This is a genomic window from Streptomyces sp. NPDC057743, from assembly GCF_042798755.1.
Classification (GTDB): Bacteria; Actinomycetota; Actinomycetes; order Streptomycetales; family Streptomycetaceae; genus Streptomyces.
Genome location: NZ_JBHVJX010000004.1, coordinates 251,373 through 271,768, shown reverse-complemented (window position 1 = coordinate 271,768; position 20,396 = coordinate 251,373). Strand labels below are relative to the sequence as shown.

Annotated in this window: 19 protein-coding genes; 12 read left to right on the top strand and 7 right to left on the bottom strand. The window is 73.8% G+C overall.

Features of this window, described 5'->3' with window-relative positions; all coding sequences use genetic code 11:
• Positions 1-771 (bottom strand): enoyl-ACP reductase FabI, encoded by a 771-nt coding sequence (gene fabI, locus ACFVFQ_RS06535; RefSeq protein WP_383409679.1) that lies wholly within the window; start codon positions 769-771, stop codon positions 1-3.
• Between the two features lie 268 nt (positions 772-1,039).
• Between fabI and ACFVFQ_RS06530 the strand changes: the two genes are divergently transcribed.
• Positions 1,040-1,285 carry an acyl carrier protein gene (locus ACFVFQ_RS06530; protein WP_383409676.1) on the top strand — a complete coding sequence of 82 codons (246 nt, stop codon included), beginning with the start codon at positions 1,040-1,042 and terminating at the stop codon, positions 1,283-1,285.
• A gap of 523 nt (positions 1,286-1,808) precedes the next feature.
• Positions 1,809-2,375 (top strand): hypothetical protein, encoded by a 567-nt coding sequence (locus tag ACFVFQ_RS06525; RefSeq protein WP_383409674.1) that lies wholly within the window; start codon positions 1,809-1,811, stop codon positions 2,373-2,375.
• Between the two features lie 24 nt (positions 2,376-2,399).
• Here the strand turns inward: ACFVFQ_RS06525 and ACFVFQ_RS06520 are convergent, their stop codons facing one another.
• Positions 2,400-3,677: a helix-turn-helix domain-containing protein gene (locus ACFVFQ_RS06520; protein ID WP_383409669.1), complete on the bottom strand. Its 1,278-nt coding sequence runs from the start codon at positions 3,675-3,677 to the stop codon at positions 2,400-2,402.
• A 378-nt stretch (positions 3,678-4,055) separates the two neighbouring features.
• On the opposite strand from ACFVFQ_RS06520, the gene ACFVFQ_RS06515 reads away from it, so the two are divergent.
• Complete coding sequence (locus ACFVFQ_RS06515) at positions 4,056-5,315, top strand: aldehyde dehydrogenase family protein (RefSeq protein WP_383409665.1); 1,260 nt, start codon at positions 4,056-4,058, stop codon at positions 5,313-5,315.
• Entirely contained in the window at positions 5,312-7,039 is a 1,728-nt protein-coding gene (locus ACFVFQ_RS06510) for a thiamine pyrophosphate-binding protein (RefSeq protein ID WP_383409662.1), read from the top strand. The genes ACFVFQ_RS06515 and ACFVFQ_RS06510 overlap by 4 nt, the downstream gene beginning before the upstream one ends.
• A 226-nt stretch (positions 7,040-7,265) precedes the next feature.
• On the opposite strand, the gene ACFVFQ_RS06505 is transcribed toward ACFVFQ_RS06510, so the two are convergent.
• Positions 7,266-8,102 (bottom strand): ABC transporter permease, encoded by an 837-nt coding sequence (locus tag ACFVFQ_RS06505; RefSeq protein WP_383409659.1) that lies wholly within the window; start codon positions 8,100-8,102, stop codon positions 7,266-7,268.
• A gap of 97 nt (positions 8,103-8,199) precedes the next feature.
• Complete coding sequence (locus ACFVFQ_RS06500; RefSeq protein ID WP_383409656.1) at positions 8,200-8,856, bottom strand: DUF1707 domain-containing protein; 657 nt, start codon at positions 8,854-8,856, stop codon at positions 8,200-8,202.
• 383 nt (positions 8,857-9,239) lie between these two features.
• On the opposite strand from ACFVFQ_RS06500, the gene ACFVFQ_RS06495 reads away from it, so the two are divergent.
• The gene (locus ACFVFQ_RS06495) at positions 9,240-10,490 is read left to right on the top strand and encodes a helix-turn-helix domain-containing protein (RefSeq protein WP_383409653.1); all 1,251 of its coding nucleotides are present in this window, start codon (positions 9,240-9,242) and stop codon (positions 10,488-10,490) included.
• Positions 10,491-10,579: 89 nt separating this feature from the next.
• Here the strand turns inward: ACFVFQ_RS06495 and ACFVFQ_RS06490 are convergent, their stop codons facing one another.
• Positions 10,580-10,759 (bottom strand): DUF5708 family protein, encoded by a 180-nt coding sequence (locus tag ACFVFQ_RS06490; RefSeq protein WP_274914770.1) that lies wholly within the window; start codon positions 10,757-10,759, stop codon positions 10,580-10,582.
• A 415-nt stretch (positions 10,760-11,174) separates the two neighbouring features.
• On the opposite strand from ACFVFQ_RS06490, the gene ACFVFQ_RS06485 reads away from it, so the two are divergent.
• The 7 genes from ACFVFQ_RS06485 to ACFVFQ_RS06455 all read left to right on the top strand — a co-directional run bounded on the left by ACFVFQ_RS06485 (position 11,175) and on the right by ACFVFQ_RS06455 (position 18,232).
• Positions 11,175-12,443 (top strand): beta-ketoacyl-[acyl-carrier-protein] synthase family protein, encoded by a 1,269-nt coding sequence (locus tag ACFVFQ_RS06485; protein ID WP_383409648.1) that lies wholly within the window; start codon positions 11,175-11,177, stop codon positions 12,441-12,443.
• A gap of 16 nt (positions 12,444-12,459) precedes the next feature.
• Positions 12,460-13,164, top strand: coding sequence for a GNAT family N-acetyltransferase (locus ACFVFQ_RS06480; RefSeq protein WP_383409645.1), 705 nt, complete (start codon positions 12,460-12,462; stop codon positions 13,162-13,164).
• Positions 13,161-15,872: a class III lanthionine synthetase LanKC gene (gene lanKC, locus ACFVFQ_RS06475; RefSeq protein ID WP_383409642.1), complete on the top strand. Its 2,712-nt coding sequence runs from the start codon at positions 13,161-13,163 to the stop codon at positions 15,870-15,872. Before ACFVFQ_RS06480 ends, lanKC begins: the two co-directional genes overlap by 4 nt.
• The gene (locus ACFVFQ_RS06470) at positions 15,873-15,959 is read left to right on the top strand and encodes a class III lanthipeptide (RefSeq protein WP_383409893.1); all 87 of its coding nucleotides are present in this window, start codon (positions 15,873-15,875) and stop codon (positions 15,957-15,959) included. It begins immediately after the preceding gene.
• Positions 15,960-16,083: 124 nt separating this feature from the next.
• Positions 16,084-16,170 carry a class III lanthipeptide gene (locus tag ACFVFQ_RS06465; RefSeq protein WP_218039239.1) on the top strand — a complete coding sequence of 29 codons (87 nt, stop codon included), beginning with the start codon at positions 16,084-16,086 and terminating at the stop codon, positions 16,168-16,170.
• A gap of 70 nt (positions 16,171-16,240) precedes the next feature.
• On the top strand, positions 16,241-16,336 hold the full coding sequence (locus ACFVFQ_RS06460) for a class III lanthipeptide (RefSeq protein WP_383409639.1): 96 nt from the start codon (positions 16,241-16,243) through the stop codon (positions 16,334-16,336).
• Positions 16,337-16,444: 108 nt separating this feature from the next.
• A complete protein-coding gene (locus ACFVFQ_RS06455; protein WP_383409636.1) occupies positions 16,445-18,232 on the top strand; it encodes an FAD/NAD(P)-binding protein in 1,788 nt (595 codons plus the stop codon).
• A 38-nt stretch (positions 18,233-18,270) separates the two neighbouring features.
• Here ACFVFQ_RS06455 and ACFVFQ_RS06450 read toward each other — a convergent pair whose 3' ends face one another.
• Positions 18,271-18,939, bottom strand: coding sequence for a response regulator (locus tag ACFVFQ_RS06450; protein ID WP_383409887.1), 669 nt, complete (start codon positions 18,937-18,939; stop codon positions 18,271-18,273).
• 154 nt (positions 18,940-19,093) lie between these two features.
• A complete protein-coding gene (locus tag ACFVFQ_RS06445; RefSeq protein WP_383409633.1) occupies positions 19,094-20,332 on the bottom strand; it encodes a sensor histidine kinase in 1,239 nt (412 codons plus the stop codon).
• Positions 20,333-20,396 lie beyond the last annotated feature (64 nt).

Sequence of the window (20,396 nt, the reverse complement as noted above, 5' to 3'; positions counted from 1 at the left end):
TCAGGCGCCGATCGCGTGGTGGCCGCCGTCGGCGTGCACGATCTCGCCGGTGGTGGCGGGCAACCAGTCCGAGAGCAGCGCCAGGCAGGTGCGGGCGACCGGTTCGGCGTCCTTGGGGTCCCAGCCGAGCGGGGCGCGGGCGGCCCACTCCTCCTCGAACGACGGGCCGTCCCCGCCGATGCCGTTGGCGGCCAGGGTGCGCAGCGGTCCCGCGGCGACCAGGTTGGCCCGGACGCCGTGGCCGCCGAGCTCGCGCGCCAGATAGCGGGAGCACGCCTCAAGTCCCGCCTTGGCGACGCCCATCCAGTCGTATCCGGGCCAGGCGCGGGCGGCGTCGAAGTCCAGGCCGACGACGGCGGAACCGGGGCGCAGCAGCGGGCGGCAGGCCCGGGCCAGCGCCACCAGGGAGTAGGTGGAGGTGTGCAGGGCGCCGGCGACGTCGCTCCAAGGGGCGGTCAGGAAGCCGCCGTCGAGGCAGGTGGCGGGGGCCTGGGCGACGGAGTGCAGCACGCCGTCGAGGCCGTCGAGGTGGGCGCCGACCCGGTCGGCGAGGCCGTCCAGCTGGTCCTGGTCGGTCACGTCCAGCTCCACGACGGGGGGCTCGACCGGCAGGCGCCGGGCGAGCCGGGCGACCAGGGTGGGCCGGCCGTATGCGGTCAACACGAGCCGGGCGCCCTGTTGTTGGGCGAGCCGGGCCACGGCGTAGGCGATCGAGCGCTCCGTGATCACCCCGGTGATCAGCAGTCGCTTGCCGTCGAGCAGCCCACTCATCGCTCCTCCGTCTGACTCATCCTGACTTGCTTCCGACCGTGGAGTCACCGAGCGTCGCCGGAGCCGTCGGGCAAATCTGGCGCCATGACTGCATTCTGAGAGGTAGTCAGGCAACTCGTTGACATCGCATCCGGCCTCCAGTTGACTACAACAGTCAAGTTTAGTCAATCGGTTGACTGGGGGTTTGTGACCGCGCCTGTCCGTCCGTTGCCGGGATCGGTCGTCCGCCCCCACCCGCAGCGGAGCCGCAGTGGAGAAAGGGACCGTCATGACGAGAGAAGCGATCGTCGGCCAGCTCGCCGAGATCCTGAACGAGGTGGCCGGTGTGGTGCCGGCCGAGGTGACCGAGGAGAAGTCCCTGGTCGAGGAGCTCGATGTGGACTCCCTGGCGATGGCCGAGGTCATCGTCATCGCCGAGGAGCGCTTCGGGATCGAACTGCCCGAGGAGGAGATGACCGATCTGCACACCGTGCAGGACCTGGTGATCCGCGTCGAGAAGCGGTTGGCGTCCTGAGCCAGGGAGCCGGCCGGCGTGCTCCGGACGGGCCGGGCCGCCCGGCCGGAGCGCACCGTCGTGGCGGGGTGGCGCGGGCGCCGGCCGGCCGTCGGGCGCGGTCGAGCGCGGGCCGCGCGGAAACCGTGTCACGCGATAACGCGACACGGTTTGGCGAAAACTTGTAATGCCGGTCAGTAAACCGAAGTTGATGTCTTGTCGTCGCTTGTTGACTCAAGCATAGGCCAAGGTTACCTTGTGCACCTCCGGAGGGTAATGAGGAGACGACTCAATGCACTGCTTTCCCGGGAGTGACCTGTCCGGAGAAAAGAGCCGTGGTGCGAGGGGACCTATGCGGGGGGACGAGTCTTTCTGTGACACGCATACGCTCAACCAGGCCGCCGGAGCCGGCAACGTCCCTTGCTCAGAGGGGCGTTGGGGGCCGGCGGGTTCCGCCGAATTAGCCGACGGTCGGCTGCACCTCTTCTCGACGGAAATCGGGGATATTCGGCGCCCGGCCGGTTTACTGGATTTCCTGGCCGCATTGCTGCACTGCCCGGCGGACGATATTTCCCTGACCCGTGACGACTTCGGGCGCCCGGTGTCCGCCCGGCCGCCCGCGGACGCCGACTGGCCGCCGGACGCCGAACTCTTTCTGGCCGTCGGCGACGATCCGGACCACCGCCTGGTGGCCCTGGCCCGCGACCTCCCGGTCGCGCTCAGCGTCCATCCCGTTCCCCACGGCCCGCTCGGTGAACTGCTGCTCGCCTTCACCTCGTTGGAGCGCGAGAGCCTGCGCAGGGCTCCGGCGGCGGACCGGGCCCGGCAGTTGGCCCGACTCTGGGCCCGCAAGGAGGCGGCGTTGCGGCTGGTCGGGCAGGGCGGGCTGGCCGCCGCCGACGAGATCGACGCGCTCAGTGGGGCACCGGCCGACGGCGGCACGGTACGACTGCCGCCCGCCCTGACGGACGCCGGCGGGGCACCGGGCCCGGTCGCACACGTCCGGGACCTGCCGGCCGGCCCGGACCGGGTGGCCTGCGCGGCGACCCCCGCCCCGGCGCGCGGCGTACGGTTCTGGGGTGCCAACGCCCCTGGTGGGGCGGCCGCTTGACTGCCGCTCGCCGGTCGCGGCTCCCTACGGCATGATCACCGCGTGCGGATCCTGGTCCCCGGTGTCCCGGGCGCCGGCGCTCAGTTCGCGCCAGGTCTCCAGGGCCAGCCGGAAGGCGCCGGCCCGCTCGTACCCCGCGGCGGCGGCCTTGAAGGACTCCTCGGCCTCCTTGGGGCGGTTGCCGGCGCGGTGCGCGCGGGCCACGTAGAGCAGGCAGCGGGCGCGGTCCAACGGGGAGAGCTCGGCGGCCGCGGGGTCGATCGCGGCGGCGTGCTCGGCCGCGGCCGCGGCATCGCCGTGCCGCAGCGCGCCGGCCGTCTCCAGCACCGCCAGCCACGTCCGCGTCGAGGGGGTGTCCACCAGCGCCGCGGCCTGACGGGCGCGGGCCAGGAGGGCGTCCGCGTCGGCCGTCGGGCCGGCGGTGAGCGTCAACAGCGTCCGGGCGCGGGCCAGTCGGAGCCGCAGCCGCACCCCGTCCGTCGACGCGATCAGGGCGTCGGCCTCGGCCAGCAGCTCCAGTGCGCCGGTGGCGTCGCCGGTCAGGTACTGCGCGCCGGCCGCCGCCCACAGGGCGCTGGCGCGCAACTCGCCCGCGGGCAGCGGCCCGACCTCCGCGCGCAGCTGCGCCCCGAGCTCGTCGGCGCGGCTCCACTCGCCGCTGTCGACGGACGCGGAGAGCAGCGCCACCTGGGCCTGGGCCCGCTCCGGACGGCCGGCCGTCAGCTCGCCGGTGACCCGCACCGCGTCCTCGGCCGAGCGGACCGCGTCCGGCAGCCGGCCGGCGGCGCGCAGGAGTTGGGCGAGCTCTATGGCGACCCGGGCGTGCAGGACGGGCGCGGCACGGGTCACCGGGTCGTCGAGCAGCTGGCGCAGCGCGGCCTCGTGAGGGGCGGGGTCGTCGAGCCGGCCGAGGACGGTGGCCAGCTCCCAGCGGGCCTCCCAGCGGACCTCGTCGTGGTCGCTCCCCTCGGCCTGTGCGACCACGGCCTCCAGCTGGCGCCGGGCATCGGGCCAGTCGCCGGCCATCTGGCTGGCGCGGGCGGCCACCAACTGCCCGACGAGGCCGAGGCGTTGGGCGAGCCGGTCGGTGGGCCGGTCGGTGGTGCTGAGCGCGTCGACGGTGGTGCCCAGCCGCTGTGCGATGGAGCGAGCGATCTTGGCGCCGGGGATCCGGCGGCCGTTCTCGACCAGTGAGACATAGCTGGGGGAGAGGTCGTCCCCGGCGAGGTCTCCTTGGGACAGGCCCTGAGCGCGCCGGACCTCCCGCACTCGCTTCCCGAAGGCAGGCTGCTCAATCGTCAAGGGAATCGCTCGCAGTTGGGTCGGTGGGACGGACAGTGACGGGGTGCGGACGCCCGATGGGCGGGTCGGACCGCCGCGGTGACGCTGAGTGTACTCACCGGCCCCTTGCGCGGGGGCGGCCTGTGGACCGCCGCACCCGACCCGAGGAGTGGACCCGCACCGTCGGCGTGAGTCATGTTTTGTCACGAGTAGCGTACGGCGGTCGCCCTGGTAGCTCGGCGTGTAGCCACGACTTAGGGGGAGTATAGGGGGGTCTTTGCTGGCATTGCGAGCCGATCGGCTGTCATGGGTGGCTGTTGAGTGCTATGACTCTACTTGACAATAAATGACAATTGGCTGACGCTGACCCTCCATGGACTACGCCCCGAGGAGGGACATATGAGCTCCGCTCCCGCATCGCCGACCGTGGCCGCCGAGTCGGAGGAGGAGAGCGGCACCCCGGACCGCAGCGAGCACCGGGCCGCGGCGGCGTTACGCCGGGTCCGGGACTTCCTGGCCGAGGACGGCGGAGCGGTCCACGAGGTGCTGTGCGAGATCTCCACCCACCGCGCCGCGCGCTACGAGATCGAATCCACCATCGCCACCCTCGACGGGGCGCTGGACGAGGTGGCCGCCCACCGGCCCGGCCGGGTCCCCCGGCTCGCCGCGTTCATGCCGTCCAACGTCATCCTCTACTCCTACGCCCTCTACCTCCTGGTTCCCGCGCTCTATACGGACGCGCTGGTCTTCCGCCCGGCCAGCCGGGTCAAGGACCAGATGCGCCGGCTGCACGCGCTGCTCGCCGAGCGGCACGGCCTGCCGATCACCCTCAGCGGTGCCAGCCAGCGGGAGTTCCTGGGCGGGCCGGTGCGCGCCGCGGACGTCGTGGTGTTCACCGGCGCCTACCGCAATGCCGAGCAGATCCGCGCCCAACTCTCCCCCGAGCAACTGCTGCTCTTCCTCGGCTCGGGCGTCAACCCGTTCGTCGTCGCCCCCGGGGCGGACGTCGAGCGGGCCGCCCGTGATGCCATCGAGATCCGGACGCTCAATACGGGCCAAGACTGCCTGGGCCCGGACCTGTTCGCGGTCCACCACTCCCTCCTGGACGGCTTCCTGGACGCGCTGGTAGCCGAGTTGAAGGGGCTGCGGTACGGCCCGTACACCGACCCGGACGCCGACTTCGGGCCGATCTTCTACGACGGGGCGCTGGAGGAGGCCGCGCAGTTCCTGGCCCGCAACCGGGAGGGCATCGTGCACGGCGGGCACGTGGACTTCCGCGCCCGGCGGCTGGACCCGACCGTCGTCGTCGGCGAGGAGCTCAGCCCGCGCACCCACGTACCGGAGTTCTTCGCCCCGATCTTCAACGTCGCCGCCTGGCGCGACGAGGAGGCCCTGGCCGCCACCCTGACCACCGGGATGTTCACCGAACGCGCCCTGGGCTCCAGCGTCTACGGCGCCGCACCGGCCCTGGTCGAGGCGTTGCGCCGGCGCACCACGGTCACCCTCGACGCCACCCTGCTCTCCATCGACGACGGCAACGCGCCGTTCGGCGGCTACGGCCGGATGGCCAACTACGTCTTCGACGGCCACGAGGTGCGCGCCGAACCGGTCCTGGTCTCCAAGGCCGTCGCCGCCCACCGCCCGGGGGCCGCCCGATGACCGCACGGCCCTACCCGAGCGCCTGGGCGGCGGTCGCCGACTACCTCCACCACCTGGGCACCCGCGCGGTGTTCGGGCTACCGGGCGACGACATGGCCCTCCTGGCCGAACTGGAGCGCACCGACACCCGCGTCGTCCTCTGCCGCGACCAGCGCAACGCGGTCTTCATGGCGACCGGGCACGCGCTGGCCGCGGGCCGCCCCGGGGTCTGTGTGGTCGGCAAGGGGCCGGCGCTGACCAACGCCCTCACCGGCGTCCTGGAGGCGCGCTCGGCCGCCGTCCCGCTGATCCTGATCGCCGACGGCACCCGGCTCGACCACCTCGGCACCGGCGCGTTCCAGGAACTGGACCAACTCACCGCGATCCGCCCGTACGTGAAGTGGGCGGCCCGCGCGGACACCCCGGAGCGGCTGCCCGCCCTGTTGGAGACGGCCGCGGCGCGCGCCGTCAACGGGACGCCGGGGCCCGTCTATCTGGAGCTGGCCGAGCAGGTGGTGGACGTCGCCGTGCCGCGGAGCGGGCGGTGGCGGTCGGCCGCGCCGCAGCGCCCGGGGCCCGACCCGGACGCGCTGGCCGCCACCGCCCGCCGGATCGCCGCGGCCCGCCGGCCGCTGCTGCTGGTCGGCGGCGGCGCCCGGCACCGCAACCGTGACGGCCGGATCGAGCAGCTGGCCGAACGGCTCGGCGCGGGCCTCTTCGCCACTGCCTCGGGCCGCGGCGCGGTCGCCGAGGACCACCCGCTGTACTGCGGCGTCAGCGGCCTGTACGCGGTCCCTCCGGCCGACGCGCTCTGGCGGGAGGCGGACCTGGTCATCGCGGTCGGCAGCCGGCTGGAGGAGACCGCGACGTTCGGCTGGCCGGAGGGAGCTCAGGAGCAACTCCCGGTCGTCCAGGCCGTATTGGGCGAGGACGGCCTGGCGCTGGAACGGCCCGGCGAGCACGTCCTCGGGGACGCCGCCCGGATCGTGGCCGGCTGGACCGAACTGCTCGCCGACCACCGGGCCAACGACGCCTGGGCGGACCGGGTGCGGGCGGTGCGCGCCGCCCTGGGGGAGCGGGCCGCGGAGCGGGCCGAACGGGCGGCGAAGGCCGCGCCGGCGGGCACCGTCCCGGTGGCCGCGGTGCTGTCCTCCCTGGACCGTGCGGTCCCTGCCGGCCGGGTGCTCGTCCAGGAGAACGGCCTCCAGGACATGTGGTCGTACTACTTCCCCCACTGGACGCTCGGTGCGGGCGGCGGGTCCGTGGTGCCCAGCGAGCAGACGCCGTTGGGCTTCGGCGCGGCCGCCGCGGCCGGCGCCCGGCTGGCCCTGCCGGCCGACCGCCCGGTGGTGGCGCTCGCCGGCGACGGCGCCTTCCACCTCTTCCGGTCCGAGCTGCCCTCCCTGGTGGACGCCGGCGTCGCCGTCCTCTACGTGGTGCTCGACAACGGCGGCTACGGCTGGCTCCAGGCCAACCTCGACCGGGTCTCCGGCACCGGCTCCCGCTTCGCCTTCACCGCGTCCCGCCCCACCGGGACCGAGGGGCTGGCGGCCGCCTACGGGCTGGGCCACCGACGGGTGAGCGACCCCGGGGAGCTGGACGCCGCGCTGGCGGCCGCCTGGCGCGAGGTCGCCTCCGGCACCACGTCGGTGGTCGAGGTGGCGGTCGCGCTGTCCGACACCCCGCCGGGGATGTCCGGCGCGGCCGGCGACTTCCCCGAGCGGGAGGGCGCCGACGGCGGCTGAGCCGGTCCAACACCCCTACGGGCGGGCGCTCTTGCGAGTGCCCGCCCGTTGTCGTGAGGTCCGGCGGGGGCCGCCCCAACGACGGTCCCCGCCGGACCCGCCCAGGTGCGTGCCCCGGCCCGCCGGTCACGGGGGAATACCGGATGGGGCCGGGGCACGGCTTCTTCGTACGGAGGAGGGCCACGCGGTGGCGTGTGGGGGCTGCCGCGCTCCGTACGGGTCCGGGTCAGGTCTTGGTGGTGAACTTGGCCAGCGCCAGGGGGGCGGTGACCGCGGTCAGGGCGAGCGACCACAGCAGCGTCCAGGTCACCGGGCCGGCCACCGGGCCGGTGCCCAGGGCCAGTCCGCGGGCCGCGTCCGCGATGTGGGTCAGGGGGTTGACGCGGGTGACGGCCTGGAGCCAGTCGGGCATCGTCGCCGGCGCCACGAAGATCGAGGAGGCGAACTGGAGCGGCGTCAGGACCAGCACCGACAGTCCCTGGATGGCCTGCGCGCTGCGCAGCGTCAGCCCCAGCAGCATGAAGACCCAGATCAGGGAGGTGCCGAACACGGTGGTCAGGCCGATCGCGGCGAGCACCCCGGGGCCGTGGCCGACGACGTCGAAGCCGAGCAGCGCGGCGACGGCCAGCAGCACCGCGAGGGCGAGCAGCATCCGGCCGGTCTCCACCACCACCTTGGCGATCAGCACCGAGGAGCGCGCCACCGGCATCGCCCGGAAGCGGTCCATCAGGCCGGTGCGGAAGTCGTCGTTGACGCCGGTGCCGACGGCCATCGCGACGGTCATCCCGAGGATCACCATCAGGCCGGGCACCAGGAACGCGGTGTACTGCCGGCGGGACCCGCCGGCGCCGAGCACCCCGCCGAAGACGAAGACGAAGAGCAGCGTCAGCACGATCGGCATCAGCAGCGCGTCGATCATCGACTCCGGGTTCTGCCGGATGTGGAGGAGGCTGCGGCGGGACAGCGCGCCGATGTGCCGCAGGTGGGAGCTGAGCGGCAGCCGGCGCTCGTCCTCGGACGGGACGGGCGGCGCCGGGTGCGGCAACGCCTCGGTCGGGGCCATGGGTTCTCCTCCTTCTCCTTCGCCGTGGGCGGCTTGTCGTGCCACGTTTTGTCGTGCCACGTTGTGCCACTGCTGTGCCAGTGCTGTCCCGCTGCGGTCAGGACCGGCGCTCGTCCAACCACTTCTGCCAGTACGTGCGGCGGTCGCTGCTGGGGTGGGCGAGCACGACGTCGCCGAGGACCGCCGAGCCGGTGACGCGGACGAGGGGGGTCGCGGACTCCGGGCCGGAGGGCGGCCGGGTCAGGTCGCGCAGGTCGCCGAAGACCTTGCTGCACGCCAACTCGACCCGCACTCCTTCGGGGAGGAGCAGGTGCACATCGCCGACGATCGCGCGGGCCGTGATGGTCACCCCGCCGTTCGGCGGGGCCGGGGAGGCACACAGGTCGAGGTGGAGGTCGCCGAAGACGGCGGTGGCCTCGATGCCCTGGTCCAGGGCCGGGCTGCTGGCCGTGAGGTCGCCGAACAGGGCCTTGAAGACGCGCTGTTGGGGGCCGCTGCCGGCGGTCGGCGGGGGCGCCGCGGTCGGGAGATCCTGGCCGACGGTGGCCAACTCCTCGCGGGTGCGGGCCAGATAGGCCGCCTCGTACCGCTCGGCCAGCTCCTCCAGGGTGAGCCGGCCCTCCGCGGTGGCCTCCCGCAGGCGCTCGATCATCTCCTCACGCTCGGCGTCCGAGGCGAGCACCGCACCCGGCTTGGGCGCGTCCGAAACGGACCCTAATTCCTTGTGCAGATCCGGGCGTTGGGGTTGCGTCATCGGGTGTGCCTCCGCTGGTCGGGCGGTAGAGGTGCGGGCCGGGGTGCCCCCCTGTGTGCCCCATCCGACCACGTCACACGGGGTGCGGACATCGGCGTCCGGTACTACATCGAAAGGTGCAGTCAACCCTGAGGGCGTCGTTCTTCGTCCTACCGGCCGCCCGGTTTTGTGGGCGCGGGGAGTGCGCTCTCGGCCCCGTGTCTTAATGCTCCGGGCGCCAACGAAATGTCCGTGTCACCGGAGTGTGAAGGACGGTGAAGAATACGGAATCCGTATCGACTTCTTGTTGACTGGTTGGTAAAGTGCCCAGCACTCATTGTGACTCGGCGATTTGGACGGCTGGCCGGAGTCCTCAAAACGTTCGAATCCGGAGGGTTTGTCGAATGCCTGAGCCGGCGGACACCGGGCGGCGAATCAAAGAGCTACGAGTCAGCGCGGGAATGACCCAGCACGAACTCGCCGGGTCCGAAATGTCCGCCAGCTACATCTCCCTCGTCGAACGCGGTAAGCGCATTCCCAGCGGTAGAGCCCTGAAGATCCTGGCGGAACGGCTCGGGGTCGGCGTGACGGAAATATCCGGCGCCGACGAGTCGACGGAATCCGTCAGTCGGGTCCGCCGGCTCGACCTGGTCGGACGATTGGTCGCGGCCCGTCGGCAATGGGAGGGCGGCGACGCCGAAGGGGCGTTGGAGGAATTTCGCGCGTTGGCCGGTGCCGAACCGGGCGGCCGGCCGGACGACGTGTCCACCGAGGCCCAACTCGCCATGGCGGAAATACTCGGCTCGCTGGGCCGCGCCGACGAGGGCGCGGACGTCCTGCTGCGGATGCTGGACGGGCTCGCCCCGGCCGCGTTCGCCGAGGCCCGGCTGCGCGCCCTGATCGCCCTGGCCGACCTGCTGGAGTCCGCCGGCCGGGTCCAGGACGGGCTGCGCCACGCGCTCACCGGCTCCCTGGAGGCGGCCGCCGCCCGGGCGCCCGGCAGCGCCTTCCACGCGCTGCTCGTGCTCGACGTGCTGACCCGCTGCGCCTACTGGAGCGGCTGCGCGCACTGGGCCCCGGAGGCCGGCGGCCACCCGCGCTCGCCAGACGGGGTGCTGCCCGGGCCGCGGGCCCGGATCGCGCTGCACCGGGCGCTGGACCTGTGGGATCGCGGGGAGGTTGACCGGGCCGCCGAGCTGCTGGCCGAGACCGCCCGCCGGGTGACCCCCGCGGCCGGTTTCCGGCTCTGGGAGGCCGTCAACGGGCGCTATGCGCTGCTGCTGCTCGGCCGCGGCGAACGGGCCGCGGCGCACAGCATCGTGGAGCGCGGGCTGGTCGTCGCCTCGGTGACCCAGGACCCGGACTTCCCGCTCTGGTTGACCTGCGCCGAGGCGGTCTGCGCCGAGGCGGCCGGCGACCGCGACCGGCTCTACGCGCTCGGCGCGGAACTGGCCGGGCTGCCCGATACCGGTCGGTGCCACGAGAAAGCCGCCGCGCTTTCGGAGATCGCGGCGGCCTGTGCGCGGCTGGGGGACCGGGAAAGGGCGGCCGGGCACTTCCGGTATTCCGCGGAACTGTTCCGGCGGGCCCAGGCGTACCGGCACGCGGACCGGGCCCGGGAACGGTTGGCGGGCCTCCTCGAAAAGCACAACTGACGCCCGCCGGGCGCACCGGGCCCTGGTAGCGGCCACAACCAAAAGCGTGGCCGACGCCGCGCTGCCGTCATTGTGCCGCCAATGCGTCGCTATTTATTCGCTTTCTTCCCCAATCCCAGGAGGGCGAACAACGCCTCCGCGCCGCCGACGATCGCCAGGACCAGCCCGGCCTTGTGGAGTGAGACGTATGGCGTCTCCACTTCCTTGGTCGTGAGCCACAGGATGACTCCGACGATCGCCAGGAAAATGCCGACGGCAATGCCCTTCATGAGTTCCCTCGTCCCTTGTTGCCGATGTCGAGCAGGTTGACCGCTCCAGCGTCCCGTCCGGATCCGGGGGCGCGGATCATCCGCAGGTAGGCACTTTGCCCGGCGGCCCCTGTCACTTTCTATGTACGCCGGGCCCTCCCCGGGGTCGGCGTACGGGCGGCTACCCGGGGCACGCCGGGGGCCGCGCCGGCACCACCGCCCCGCCTCGACAGCCCGTCAGTCAACTTTCGTGACTCGTGTAGTCATGCGTGGGACGGCGTTTCCGCTGGTAGACCCCTTTCTTTGCAGGTCCGGCCGGCCCGCTCTTGAGAGTTGACTCCGGCAAGGCTGTTGACAGCTCCGTGACTCCACTGTCATCTTTCTAGTCATGCGGACGCCCCGAGCGTGACAAGGGGCGGGAAAAGAGGAGGGTTTCATGGAGTTACGGGCGGCGGAACGGCGGCGCGTCGTCGTCACCGGCTGCGGCGTGGTCTCCCCCCTGGGGAACACCACCGCGGACTTCTGGGCCGCCCTCCTGGCCGGCCGCAGTGGCGTCAGCGCCGTCACCCGCTTCGACGCCGGCGGGCTGCCCGTCCGGATCGGCGGCGACGTCACCGACTTCGATCCGGTGGCCGCCGGCGTCCTCACCCCCCAACAGGCCCGGCGCACCGACCGCTTCACCCAGTACGCCGCGGTCGCCGCCGCCCAGGCGCTGGCCGCCGCCGGACTCAACCCGCCGGCCGGCATCGACCCGCACCGCTTCGCCGCGGTGATCGGCTCCGGCTACGGCGCCGCCCCGGCGATCCAGCAGCAGTACGACATCCTCAAGGAGCAGGGCCCGCGCCGGGTTTCGCCGTACCACTCGGTGCTCACCGCGATCGACCACCCGACCAGCCTGCTCTCCATCGAGCACGGCATCGCCGGCCCCAGCCACGCGGTCTCCGCGGCCTGCGCGACCGGCGCGGTGGCGATCGGCGAGGCGGCCGAACTGATCCGGCACGGCCGCGCCGACCTGGCACTGGCCGGCGGCACCGACGACTCGCTCACCGCCGTCGACCTGGCCGGCACCGCCAACGCCAAGGCCCTCTCCCGCCGCAACGACGACCCCGAGGGCGCCAGCCGGCCCTTCGACCGGGACCGGGACGGCTTCGTCATGGCGGTCGGCGCAAGCGTGTTGACCCTGGAGGAGGCCGGGCACGCCGAGCGACGGGGCGCGCCGATCCTCGCCGAGGTGGCCGGCTACGCCGCGACCACCGACGCCCACCACGCCACCGCCCCCGACCCCACCGGCGCCGGCGCCGTCCGCGCCATGCGGGCCGCGCTCGCCGACGCCGGGCGGGCCCCGCAGGACGTCGGGCAGATCAGCGCCCACGGCACCGGCACCGTCCTCAACGACCGCATCGAGGCGGCCGCGTTGCGCGAGGTGCTCGGCGCCGACGCGCTGCGCCGCGCCCCGGTCACCGCGGTCAAGAGCATGACCGGGCACATGCTCGGCGCGTCCGGCGCCGCCGAGGCCGCCGCCGCGGTGCTCTCCCTACGGGACCGCGTCATCCCGCCGATCCGCAACTGCGACCACCCCGACGAGCCCGACCTCGACCTGGTCACCAAGGGCCCCCGCGACTGGGACGGCGATGTGGTCCTGAGCAACTCGTTCGGCTTCGGCGGCCACAACGCCGTACTCGTACTCACCCGCTACACCGGCTGAAGGAGAGCGACGCACCATGCGGGGACGACTGGTCACCCTGGAATGGCCCGGCGACGACGACTGGGCGGCGATCGCCGACTGGCTGCGGCCCGGCTCACCGGCCGCCGTGCTCAGCGGCGACTGGGAGCTGCTCGGCGCCGCCGACGTGGAAGCGGCCAACCGCTCCGGGCGGGTCAGCCACATGGTGATCCGCACCCACAACGGGGACCGCATCGGCACCGTCAGCTACCAGCGCGCGGGCCGGATCGGCGGCTACTCCGTGGGCGGCGCGATCGGCACCCCCGAACTCTGGCGCCGCGGCTACGGCGCGGAGGCCGTCGTCCTCCTTGTCGACTACCTCTTCCACCAACTCAACGCGCACCGCGTCCAGGTGACCACCGCCGCCTACAACAAGGGCATCATCCGGCTGATGACCAAGACCCAGTTCGTGGTCGAGGGCATCCTGCGGGACCACTGCTACCTGGACGGCGAGTACCACGACGCGATCGTGTGGGGCATCCTGCGCGACGAGCACTACGCCTCGCTCAAGCCCAGCGAGACCAACCGCGTCCTCGCCGTCGGACTGGAGGACTTCGTGCCCGAGGACGACAAGACCCAGGCCCGCGAGATCCTCGCCGGGCACCTGGCGGAGACCGGCCGCAGCGCCGTCGCCGCCTTCCTCCAGGAGGCCGGCCCGCGCCCGCTGCGCGACGCCGCCGAGGACGGGCGGGGTGCGGCATGAGAGAAGGCGCCGAGAGCTTCGCCCTGGCCGACCGGGTCTTCTTCGACTGGCCCGGCAACTGGGACCTGGCGGCCACCCGCTTCCCCGCCCCGCCGCTCCCCGACGGCTGGACCCGCGACGACAACGACACCTGGACGATCTGCCGCCCGCCCGCCGGGGACGGCCCCCAATTCCCCGACCAGGGCTGGAAGATCCACGTCTCCGCGGCCCCCGAGGACGTCGAGCGCACCCTCGTCGACGTCGCCGCCTACTGCACCCGGCACGGCCTGCACTTCAAGTACCTCAAGAGCGCCAACGTCGTGCGCGCGCTGAGCCGCAAGTACGCCCAGCGCTCCTCCGCGGGCAAGCTGCTGACCGTCTACCCCGTGGACGAGGCCGAGTTCGCCCGGACCCTTGACGGGCTGCACGCCGTCGTCGGCGGCCGCCCCGGCCCGTACGTCCTCACCGACCTGCGCTACCGCGAGGGCCCGCTGTACGTCCGTTACGGCGGCTTCCGCACCCACTACACCGAGGACGACCACGGCGACCTCGTCCCCGCGATCCGGCGGCCCGACGGAAGGTGGGAACCGGACCGCCGCACCCCGGTCTTCCACACCCCCGACTGGGTCCCCCTCCCGGACGTCCTCAAGGACTCCCTGGCCGCCCGCCAGGCGCTGGACGAGTTCCCGTACCGGATCACCGGGGCGCTGCACTTCTCGCACGGCGGCGGCGTCTACCGCGCCGAGCCGATCGGCCCCGACGCCCTCGGCGCCGGCCAGCGCACCGTCGTCCTCAAGGAGGGCCGCCCGTACTCCGGCACCGACGGCGTCGGCCGGGACGCGGTCGCCCGGCTCGCCCACGAGCACGAGATCCTCAGCCGGCTCGACGGACTTCCGGGCATCCCCCGCACTTTCGGCACCTTCCAGGTCCGCGACCACCTCTTCCTGGTCATGGAGGAGGCCGAGGGCAAGGACTTCCAGGGCTGGCTCGCCGGCTGCTACCCGCTGACCGTGCCGGAACCGGACGAGGCGGCGGTGCTCGCCCACCGGGACCGCGCGCTGGCCCTGTTCGGCCGGATCGAGGAGCTGATCGCCTCGGTGCACGCCCGCGGCGTGCGGATCGGCGACCTGCACCCCGGCAACCTCGTCATCCAGGACGGCGACATCCCCGTCCTGCTGGACTTCGAGGTCGCCGACGCGATCGACCTGACCACCCCCAGCAGCCTCGGCGCCCCCGGCTTCCACCGGGCCGACGCCACCGGTGCGGACGGTGACCACTACGCGCTCGCGGCCATCGCGCTCTGGATGTTCCTGCCGCTCGCCGCGCTCTGCGGCCTGGCCCCCGACAAGGCGCCGGCGCTGCTTCAGACAGCGGCCCGCCGGTTCCACCTCCCCGAGGAGCTGGTCGCCCGGCTGGCCGCCCAACTCGCCCCGACCGCACCGGCCGTACGGACCGCCGGCACTCGGCCGCGCACCCTCGCCAGCGCTCCCGGCCCGTTCCCGCCCCCGGACCTGCTCGCCTCGCTCGACCGCGGGCTGCGCGCCAGCGCCACCCCGGAGCGCGAGGACCGGCTGTTCCCCGGCGACTTCGTCCAGTTCGCCGAGGGCGGCGCGGGGTTCGCGCACGGCGCGGCCGGTGTCCTGTGGGCCCGACACGTGGCGCTCGGCGCCCGCGACGAGGCGCACACCGCCTGGCTGCGGACCGCCGCCCGCCGGGTGCCGGCCGAACGCACCGGCTTCTACGACGGGCTCCACGGCATCGCCTACGTCCTTGCGGAACTCGGGGACGTGGACGGGGCGTTGGAGACGCTGGACCGAGCCCGCGGCAAACTGGCCGTCCGTCGCTGCCCCAGCCTCTACCGCGGCCTGGCCGGCGCCGGCCTCAGCCTGCTGCACTTCGCCGACGCCTTCGACGACCCCGCGTCGCGCGAACGCGCCCTCCACCTGGCCGACCGGCTCGCCGACAGCCTGGCCGACGCCCGCCGGACACCGGTCGAGCACCGGCGCCGCACCGGCTCCACGCACGCCGCCGGCCTGATGTACGGCTGGTCCGGACCGGCGCTGTTCCTGCTCCGCGCCCACCGGGCCACCGGCGATCCGGGCCTCCTGGACGAGGCGGTGCGGGCCGTCCACCGCGACCTGGACCGCTGTTCCCCCGGGCCGGGGGACACCCTTCAAGTGGACGAGGGGTTCCGGCTGTTGCCCTACCTGGACAACGGCAGCGCGGGCATCGCCCTGGTCGCCGCCGAACTCCTGCGGTACCGCCAGGACGCCCGGATCCGCGAGGCGCTGCCCGCCCTGCTGCGGGCCTGCTCCTCCGACTTCGTCATCGAGTCGGGCCTGTGGTGCGGCCGCGCCGGACTGATCGGCACCCTGGCCACCCTCCGGGCGCTGGTCCCAGAGCCCGCGGAGGCCGCCGAGCGACAGCTCGCCCGCCATCTGACCAACCTTCAGCACCACGCCATGACGCTGGACGGCGCGACGGTCTTCCCCTGCGACGGCCGGGTCCGGATCTCCATGGACGTGGCCACCGGCGGGGCCGGCGTACTGCTGGCCCTGGCGACTGCCGAACGGGGCACCCCGCTGCTGCCGTTCCTCACCGACTCGCGGTCCGCCGCGGCCGTCAACCCGGCCGCCCCGGAGCGCGCCAGTGGCGCCCAAGGTGCCGCGACCCCCGCCGCCCCCTCCGGGACGGCGGGCCCCACGAAGAAGCGGAAGGAGGTGTTCTAGATGACCATCATGGACCTTCAGGGTCTGGAGCTGCCGGGCGAGCGTGAGGCCGAGGCGCTCGGCTCCACCGTCAGCGCGAGCTGCTGAATGGCGCCGGCGGACCGCGTCCCGTCATGACACGGCCCGCCGGACCGGGTGTCCCGCAATGACGCCCGACGCATCAGCGCTGCTGTCCACCGTCCTTGCCCACCCCCGGAGGGAGGTGTTCTAGATGACCATCATGGATCTTCAGGGTCTGGAGGTGCCGGGCGAGCGTGACGCTCAGGCCCTCGGCTCCACCATCAGCGGCGGTTGCTGACGCACCGTCCGGTGTCCGGGAACGCCGGAACTGTCAACAGTACACAGCACAAAGGGACTTCGGAAGGGAGGTGTTCTCGATGACCATCATGGACCTTCAGGGCCTGGAGGTGCCGGGCGAGCGTGACGCTCAGGCGCTCGGCTCCACCGTCAGCGGCGGCTGCTGACATCGTGCCCGGTGACCCGCCCTGCGGTACGGGTCACCGGGCCCTCACGTCGAGCAGCAATGGCCCGACGGCGGACGGTCCACGGTAGACGGCACGGGGAGGGCGACGATGGACACGGCCGGGCAGCACCCCGCGGACGGCGGCGCACCGCTCGCCCTCTGCATCATCGGCTGCGGCCCCCGAGGCGCCTCCCTCGTCGAGCGCATCCTCGCCAACGTTCCCGCGCTGTACGGCGATCGGCCGCTCGCGCTGCACCTCGTCGACCCCTACCCGCCCGGCGCCGGCCGCACCTGGCACACCGACCAGTCCGGCCTGCTGTGGATGAACTCCGCCGCCGACCAGGTCACCGTCTATCCCGACGCGACCGTCGACTGCGCCGGCCCGCACCGCCCCGGCCCCACCACCGCCGCCTGGCTCGGCGGCCCGCTGCACGACGGCGCCTACGCCGCCCGCCGCGACCAGGGCCGTTACCTGCGCCGCTTCTTCGCCGAGGTGACCGCCGCGGCGCCCGCCTCGGTCCGGCTGCACCTGCACCGGGCGCGCGCGGTCGACCTGCGGCGCACCGACGACGGCCGCCAGGAGGTGCTCCTCGACTCCGGCCGGCCCGTCCGCGTCGACCGGGTGGTGCTCGCCCAGGGGCACCCCGACGTCCTGCCCGAGCCCGCCCCGCCCGGCCTGCTGCGGATCGGCCCCGGACCGGCCGACCCGGCCGCCCTGGAGCGCATCCCGCCCGGCGCGCCGGTCCTCGTACGCGGCCTCGGCCTGGTCTTCGTCGACTGCCTGGCGCTGTTGACCGAGGGCCGCGGCGGCCGCTTCGTCCGCACGCCCGAGGGGCCGCTGCGCTATCTCCCCTCCGGCCGCGAGCCGCGCCTGTACGCGGGCTCCAGGCGCGGCGTCCCGCTCCCCCCGAAGCCGGCCCCGGACCCGGCCGGCCCGGCCGCCGCCGAGGAACCCGCGCGCTTCGCCACCGTTGCCGCCTGCCGGGCCGCGCTCGACCGTCCCGGCGCGGACTTCGACCGCGACCTGTGGCCGCTGTTCCGGGCCGAGATGGGCTGGTGGCACTACCGCGCCCTGTTCGCCGCCGCCCCCGAGCGCACCCGGATGACCTGGCCGGACTTCGACGCCCAGTACGCCGTGCTGGTCACCGACGCCGGCCGGCTCGCCAAACTGGCGGCCGCGGCGGTCCCCGACCCCGCCGACCGGCTCGACCTCGACCGGCTGGCCGCCCCGCTGGCCGGCCGCACCTTCGCCGACTCCGGCGCCCTCCAACGCCGGCTGCGCGCCCACCTGGTGACGACCCTGCACCGCCGCACCGGCCCGGCCGCCGGCACCGAACGCGCCCTGGTGGACACCCTGCGCCGCATCTGCGAGGTCGTCGAGGAACTGTGGCGGGCCGGCGACCTGGCCGGCACCGCGTTCGCTGACGCGCTGCGTCGCCTCGCCCTCGTCACCTACCTCAGTTCCGGACCGCCACCGCTGCGGGCCGCCCAACTGCTCGCGCTGGCCGAGGCGGGCATCGTCACGTTCACCGGCCCCGACCTGCGGGTGACGGTCGACCGTGACGCCTTCCGGGCCACCAGCCCCGCCGTGCCCGGCACCGTCCACGAGGCGGCCGTCCTCCTCGACGCCCGGCTGGCGACGCCGGCCCCCGACCGGCTTGCCGACCCGCTGCTGCGCGCCCTGTGGGAGCGCGGCGAACTGGCCCCCGAACCCGGTGGCGGGGGCGCGGCACTGCCCGAGCTGGACGGGCCCGAGCTGCACCCGGTCGGCGCGGACGGCACCGTCCACCGGGACCGCTTCGTGCTCGGCCCGGCGCAGTTCCCCCGGCCCGGCACCAACGCCGTGGCGCTGCGGCAGACCGACGCCCTCGCCCGCCGCCTGCTCACCGGCGGCTGACGCGGCGGGGCGCACCACGGGGACGCGCCCCGGCCCGCTCAGCCGCGCGGCGCCAGCCCGTACTGCTGTGCCAGGATCGCCGCCTGCACCCGGCTGCGCAGGTTCAGCTTCGACAGGATCCGGCTGGTGTGGGTCTTGACCGTGCCCTCGGCGAGGTGGAGGGTCTCGGCGATGGCGCTGTTGGCCTGGCCGCGGGCGATGCAGGCCAACACCTCCAACTCCCGTTTGGTGAGCGTCTCCAGCGCCTGTGCCGCCCCGTCGGGCAGCGCGGGCCCGTCAGCCGGCGCCGGCGCCTGGTGCGCGAACTCGCCGATCAGCCGCCGGGCGATGGCCGGCGTGAGGAAGCCGTCCCCGTGGGCCACGTCGCGCACCGCCCGCACCAGCACGGCCGGTTCGGCGTTCTTGAGGATGAAGCCGCCGGCGCCGGCCCGCAGCGCCCCGAAGATGTACTCGTTGAGGTCGAAGGTGGTCAGCACCAGCACCTGGGCCAGCCCGCCCTCGACGATCCGGCGGGTGGCCGCGACGCCGTTGAGCAGCGGCATCTGGACGTCCATCAGGACCACGTCGGGCCGCAGTGCGTCGGCCATCCGCACCGCCGCCTCGCCGTCGCCGGCCTCGCCCACCACGGTTAAGTCCGGGTCGGTCTGGAGCACCAGCACCAGCCCGGACCGCACCGCGGCCTGGTCGTCGGCGACCAGCACCCGGATGCGTGCCCCGGTGCCCTCGGGCCCCACCGCCGGTACCTCCTCCTCGGCCCGTCCCGCCGCCTGCTGTGCCTGCTGTGCCGCTCGCTCCACTGTCTGCTCCCCTTCTCGCTCGCTGTCCGGTGCGGGATCGGCCCGCGCCCGCGGGCCTGCCTCTTCAGGAGTTCCGGTCCAGCGGCAGCACCGCCCTCACCCGCCACCGTCCGGGGGCCGACCGGTCGGGGCCCGCGTCGAACACCCCGCCCACCAGCGCCGCGCGCTCCGACATCCCGGCGAGCCCGGCGCCGGCCCCGGTGGTCGAGGGGTCTCCGGGCCGCTGCTGCCCCCGCCCGCCCGGGCGGGCCAACGGGCTGTCCACCCACAGGGTCAGCTCCTCGGGTCCGGCCTCGCAGCGGATCCGCACCCGCCCGGCCGCCGCGTGCTTGAGGCAGTTGGTCAGCGCCTCCTGCACGATGCGGTACGCGGTCACCTCGATCACCGACGACACCTCGGGGAAGTGCTCGGGGAACTCCGTGACCAACGTCAGCGCCGCCGCGTCGGCCGCCGGCCGGGCCTGCTCCACCAGTGCGGGCAGCGCGCCCAGTTGTGGCCGATCCCAGTCGTCGTCGACCCCTCGATCGGAGCGCAACAGCACCACCATGCGGCGCATTTCGGCCAGTCCCTGCACGCTGTTCTCGCGGATCACCGCCAGCGCCCTCAGCACCGGGTCGTCGGCGTCCGGCGCCGTCCCGTCGGCGCCCTTGGCCTCCTGGAGCGAGAGCACCGCGCTGGAGTGGATGGCGATCGCGCTCAGGTGGTTGGCCACCAGGTCGTGCAACTCCCGGGCCATCCGGGTGCGTTCGGTCTGGAGCACGGTCTTGCGGTCCAGTTCGGCCAGCCGGTTGATCTGCGCCGCCCGTTGGCGCTCGGCGTCCGCCTGCTCCTTGTGGTTCCGTATCAACACCCCGGTCCATACGGGGGAGATCAGCAGCAGCGCCACGATCAATCCGGTCATCACCCCCTCCGACCGGTCGCCGATGACGAGGAAGACCACGGTGGCCGCCATGGTCGCGGCTACCGTCCCGAACTGGAGCGCCCGGCACAGCCACGGCGCCCCGTACAGTGCCGCCGCGTACAGCAGGTCCGTGTAGATCAGCACCGGCCCCAACCCGCCGCTGGCGGCCGCCTCCAGGGTGACCGTCACCGTGCCGAAGAGCACCGCGCGGCCCGGCGCGACGCTGCGGAAGGCGGTCGAGCCGCACAACACCGCCACCGGCAGCACCGCCTGCCACGCGGGGATCTCCCCACCCATGACCCGGGCTCCGCCGACCACGTAGAGAATCAGACAGCCGGCGAAGAACCCCACGGCCAGCCGGAGATCGCGCAGCGGCAGCGCCGTTCGGCTCGGCCGGGGCATTGCGAATTGGCGTAACCACACACCAGGACAGTACGTCCGCGGTATGCGCCCACGCCTTGCCCTG

Coding starts and splice junctions, on each gene's coding strand:
- fabI (WP_383409679.1), bottom strand. CDS start 771: ATGAGTGGGCTGCTCGACGGCAAGCGACTGCTGATCACCGGGGTGATC.
- ACFVFQ_RS06530 (WP_383409676.1), top strand. CDS start 1,040: ATGACGAGAGAAGCGATCGTCGGCCAGCTCGCCGAGATCCTGAACGAG.
- ACFVFQ_RS06515 (WP_383409665.1), top strand. CDS start 4,056: ATGAGCTCCGCTCCCGCATCGCCGACCGTGGCCGCCGAGTCGGAGGAG.
- ACFVFQ_RS06510 (WP_383409662.1), top strand. CDS start 5,312: ATGACCGCACGGCCCTACCCGAGCGCCTGGGCGGCGGTCGCCGACTAC.
- ACFVFQ_RS06505 (WP_383409659.1), bottom strand. CDS start 8,102: ATGGCCCCGACCGAGGCGTTGCCGCACCCGGCGCCGCCCGTCCCGTCC.
- ACFVFQ_RS06500 (WP_383409656.1), bottom strand. CDS start 8,856: ATGACGCAACCCCAACGCCCGGATCTGCACAAGGAATTAGGGTCCGTT.
- ACFVFQ_RS06495 (WP_383409653.1), top strand. CDS start 9,240: ATGCCTGAGCCGGCGGACACCGGGCGGCGAATCAAAGAGCTACGAGTC.
- ACFVFQ_RS06490 (WP_274914770.1), bottom strand. CDS start 10,759: ATGAAGGGCATTGCCGTCGGCATTTTCCTGGCGATCGTCGGAGTCATC.
- ACFVFQ_RS06485 (WP_383409648.1), top strand. CDS start 11,175: ATGGAGTTACGGGCGGCGGAACGGCGGCGCGTCGTCGTCACCGGCTGC.
- ACFVFQ_RS06480 (WP_383409645.1), top strand. CDS start 12,460: ATGCGGGGACGACTGGTCACCCTGGAATGGCCCGGCGACGACGACTGG.
- lanKC (WP_383409642.1), top strand. CDS start 13,161: ATGAGAGAAGGCGCCGAGAGCTTCGCCCTGGCCGACCGGGTCTTCTTC.
- ACFVFQ_RS06470 (WP_383409893.1), top strand. CDS start 15,873: ATGACCATCATGGACCTTCAGGGTCTGGAGCTGCCGGGCGAGCGTGAG.
- ACFVFQ_RS06465 (WP_218039239.1), top strand. CDS start 16,084: ATGACCATCATGGATCTTCAGGGTCTGGAGGTGCCGGGCGAGCGTGAC.
- ACFVFQ_RS06455 (WP_383409636.1), top strand. CDS start 16,445: ATGGACACGGCCGGGCAGCACCCCGCGGACGGCGGCGCACCGCTCGCC.
- ACFVFQ_RS06445 (WP_383409633.1), bottom strand. CDS start 20,332: ATGCCCCGGCCGAGCCGAACGGCGCTGCCGCTGCGCGATCTCCGGCTG.